3 protein-coding genes are annotated in these 3,696 nt (G+C 73.3%); 1 reads left to right on the top strand and 2 read right to left on the bottom strand.

Going from position 1 to position 3,696, the window contains the following annotated elements; all coding sequences use genetic code 11:
• Positions 1-12 precede the first annotated feature (12 nt).
• Positions 13-894 (bottom strand): non-homologous end-joining DNA ligase, encoded by an 882-nt coding sequence (gene ligD / locus ACOV8S_RS14640; RefSeq protein ID WP_448318241.1) that lies wholly within the window; start codon positions 892-894, stop codon positions 13-15.
• A 61-nt stretch (positions 895-955) separates the two neighbouring features.
• On the opposite strand from ligD, the gene ku reads away from it, so the two are divergent.
• Positions 956-1,981, top strand: coding sequence for a non-homologous end joining protein Ku (gene ku, locus ACOV8S_RS14635; protein ID WP_448318240.1), 1,026 nt, complete (start codon positions 956-958; stop codon positions 1,979-1,981).
• A gap of 264 nt (positions 1,982-2,245) precedes the next feature.
• Here the strand turns inward: ku and ACOV8S_RS14630 are convergent, their stop codons facing one another.
• A complete protein-coding gene (locus ACOV8S_RS14630) occupies positions 2,246-3,325 on the bottom strand; it encodes a PucR family transcriptional regulator (protein WP_448318239.1) in 1,080 nt (359 codons plus the stop codon).
• Between the last annotated feature and the right edge of the window lie 371 nt (positions 3,326-3,696).

Genomic DNA, 3,696 nt, shown 5'->3' with positions numbered 1-3,696 from the left:
GCCCGGGGTGGGTCAGGTGGGCAGCGGGGCGGCCCCGTCCGGGGTCAGCAGGCCCGCCATGAGGTCGCCGTCCCGCTCCAGGCGGGCCAGGACGTCCGGCGCCCGCAGGGTCAGCCGTTCCGGCGCGCCGGAGGCGACCTCCTCCCAGGACACCGGCGCCGACACCGCCGCCGTCGGCCTGGCCCGCACCGTGTACGGCGTGGCCGTCGTCTTCTTCGCCGCGTTCTGGCTCCAGTCGACGAACACCTTCCCGGGCCGAAGGCTCCGCGTCATCCGGTGCAGCACCAGCCGCGGCATCGCCGCCTCCGCCTCGACCGCCAGCGCCTTCGCGTACGCGCTGGTCCGCTCGGACGACGCGCCCCGCACCGCCGCCAGCAGGTGCAGGCCCTTGGAGCCGGAGGTCTTCGGGTACGCCTCGATCCCGTCCCCGGCCAGCCGGTCCCGCAGCCACAGGGCCACCTCGCAGCACTCCTCCAGCCCGGCCGGGGGCCCCGGGTCCAGGTCGAACACCAGCCGGTCCGCCTCCCCGGGGGCGTCGGCGAGCCACTGGTGGGTGTGGAACTCGGTCACCAGGTTCGCCGTCCACATCAGCGAGGGGAGGTCCTGCACCATCACCATCCGCGACGGCCCGTCCGACCGCGGGACGTCCGCCGTGGTGACCCACTCGGGCGTACCGGGCGGCACGTTCTTGGCGAAGAACACCTGACCGTGCGGCCCGTCGGGATACCGCAGGAAGGACACCGGCCGGTCCCGCAGGTGCGGCAGCAGCGCCCCCGCGGCCGTCGCGTAGTAGTGCAGCAGCTCCCCCTTGGTGAAGCCGTCCTCCGGATGGATCACCTTCTCCAGGTTGGAGAGCGGGATCCTCCGCCCCTCCACCTCTGTGATCGGCGTCATACGATGAGAATCCCACGCATCATGGCCATATCGGTGCAACTCCGGCGAAAGGGTGCTGAACGTGCGATCGATCTGGAACGGCGCCATCTCCTTCGGCCTGGTCAGCATCCCGATCAAGCTGGTGAACGCGACCGAGAACCACAACGTCTCCTTCCGGCAGATCCACACCGAGGACGGCGGCCGGATCCGCTACCGCAAGGTCTGCGAGCTGGAGGACAAGGAGGTCAGCCAGTCCGAGATCGGCAAGGCGTACGAGGAGTCGGACGGCTCGATGATCCCCATCACCGACGAGGACCTCCAGCAGCTCCCCATCCCGACCGCCAAGACCATCGAGATCGTCGCCTTCGTGCCGTCCGAGCGGATCGACCCGATGCAGATGGAGTCCGCCTACTACCTCGCGGCCGGCGGCGCGCAGGCCGCCAAGCCGTACACGCTGCTGCGGGAGGCGCTCAAGCGCAGCAACAAGGTCGCCATCGCCAAGTTCGCCCTGCGCGGGCGGGAGCGGCTGGGGATGCTGCGGGTGGTGGAGGAGGCGATCGTCATGCACGGTCTGCTGTGGCCCGACGAGATCCGGCAGCCGGCGGGTGTGGCCCCGGAGGGGGACGTGAAGATCCGCGACCAGGAGCTGGACCTGGCGGACGCGCTGATGGACACGCTCGGCGAGGTCGACATGGACGACCTGCACGACGAGTACCGCGAGGCGGTGGAGGAGATGGTCGCCGCCAAGGCCTCGGGCCAGGAGGCACCGGCCTTGCCGGAGGCGCCCGCGGGCGGCGGCAAGGTGCTCGACCTGATGGCCGCGCTGGAGAACAGCGTCCGCGCGGCGCAGGAGTCGCGCGGCGAGAGCGGGGAGGTGCGCGAGATGAACCGGTCGCGCACGACGCCGAAGGACACCTCCGGCAAGAAGTCCACCTCCACGGCGGCGAAGAAGACCACCGCCAAGAAGACGGCCTCCTCCCGCGCCGGTTCCGGGGGCTCGGGTTCCGGCTCCTCCAAGAAGTCCACGAGCTCCGGCAGCGGCGGCAAGAAGGCGGCCGCGAAGAAGACCCCCGCGAAGAAGGCGGCCTCCCGCAAGCGGTCCGCGTGACGCCCGGGGTCCCTTCCGCAAGCGGTCCGCCCGGAGCCCGGAGCCCGGGGTCCGTCGACAGCGACCCGCCCGCCGAGGTCCGCCCGGGGCCCGGGGAGCCTGAGGCCGGGTCTGCCCGATGCCCGGGGCCCGTCCTCGGAGGTCCGCCCGGCGCCCGCAGCCCGTCCGTCCGCAGCCCGTCCGTCCGCAGGGCTCCGGCCGGGGCCTGACGCACGGGGGCTGACGCCCGACGCGAGGGCCCGATGCCAGGTGCCCCGGGCCCGGTCAGAGTTCCTGGGTGGGCCAGTTGAGGAGGCGGGCGCCGATCGCCGCGGTCTGCAGCGTGTAGCGGTGCGCGGGGTCCGCCGCGTCCGCGCCCGTCAGCTTGCGGATCCTCTCCAGCCGGTAGGTCAGCGCCCGCACGCTCAGCGACAGCCGCCGCGCCGCCTCGGCCGCCACGCACCCGGAGTCGAAGTACGCCGTGAGCGTGTCCAGCAGCGGCTGCGCCCCGCCCCGGGCCCCCCGCAGCGGGCCCAGCGCGCTCACCACCAGGTCCGCCAGCGCCTGCCGGTCCCGTGCCAGCACCGGGTAGACCAGCAGGTCCGCCGCCATCAGCACCGGCCCGTCGAACCCCAGCCGCTCGGCCATCTCCAGGGTGCTCAGCGCCTCCTCGTACGACTGGACGACACCCCCGGGGCCGCCGTGGGAACGCCCCACCGCCACCCGACCGCCGTCCGTCGCCGCGTACGCCTGCTTGGCGAACCAGTGGAGGACGTCCTCCGCGTCGCCGGGCGCGACGCACAGCAGCCGGCCGTCCTTGGTCGTGACCAGGATGCGCCGGCTGTCGAACCGCGCGGTCATCGCCCGCGCCACCTGCCGCGGTACCGCGTCGCCCTCCTCGTACGCGGCCGGCCCTTCGGCCACCGCCACCGCGTGCGCCCGCGCCAGCCGCAGCCCGAACCGCTCGGCGCGCTCGGCCAGCCGGCCAAGGTCGCTGCGGCCGAGCAGCAGGTCGTCGATGAACTCCCGCCGCGCCGCCTCCTCCTGGCGGATCGCCTGCCGCTGCGCCCGCTCGTACCCCTCGGCGAACGAGTCGACCGCCTGCTGCACCGCGGCCAGCGCGCAGTCCGTCGAACTCGAGTTCCCGGGACGTCCGTCGGCGGACGAGGGCCAGGCGTCCCGGGCCGCCGTCAAGTGCGCGCTGACCATCCTGCGCAGCCCCAGCCCGGCCTCCGCGGCCTGCTCACCCAACTCCCGTCGGGACTCCAGTTCGTCGCGGCTCAGACGGCGCCCGGTGGCCGCTACCTCCGCGAGCATCCGGTCGAACCCCGCCAGGAACGTCGCCGGTTCCACCCCGGACGGCATCGCCCCACCCCCAAATCTTGACGTGTTCTTGACGCTTCTCCGGAAGGCTGACCTTAGTCAACACTGCCGGAATCCGGCAATGCGGTGGCGTGGCACCGCAGTTCATGATGAGGGGGAGGGAGCACGACGGATGACTCCGGTTCCGGACCCCGGCAGCGCGCCGGGGTCCGGAACCGGAGCCCTCGTCCGAGACCTCGGCGTCGCGTGAACCGCACCGGCTGTCGGTGCCCCGTGCCACGCTGCACCACGACCGCGACCGCCCTCTGACCGCGACCAAGCCGACCGCCTCCGCGAGCCCGCGCAGGCCCGCCTCCGCACGCCCGCGAGGGAAGGAGATCCTCCGATGGCCCCCTACCTGATCCCCGTGGCCC

This window comes from Streptomyces sp. CO7, assembly GCF_053474865.1.
Note: the sequence above shows the minus strand (reverse complement) of the source record. Positions and strands in the feature narration are given on the sequence as shown.

What these genes read in the sequence shown, in the direction of transcription:
- ACOV8S_RS14630 (WP_448318239.1), bottom strand. Translation starts at nt 3,325, where the DNA reads ATGCCGTCCGGGGTGGAACCGGCGACGTTCCTGGCGGGGTTCGACCGG.
- ligD (WP_448318241.1), bottom strand. Translation starts at nt 894, where the DNA reads ATGACGCCGATCACAGAGGTGGAGGGGCGGAGGATCCCGCTCTCCAAC.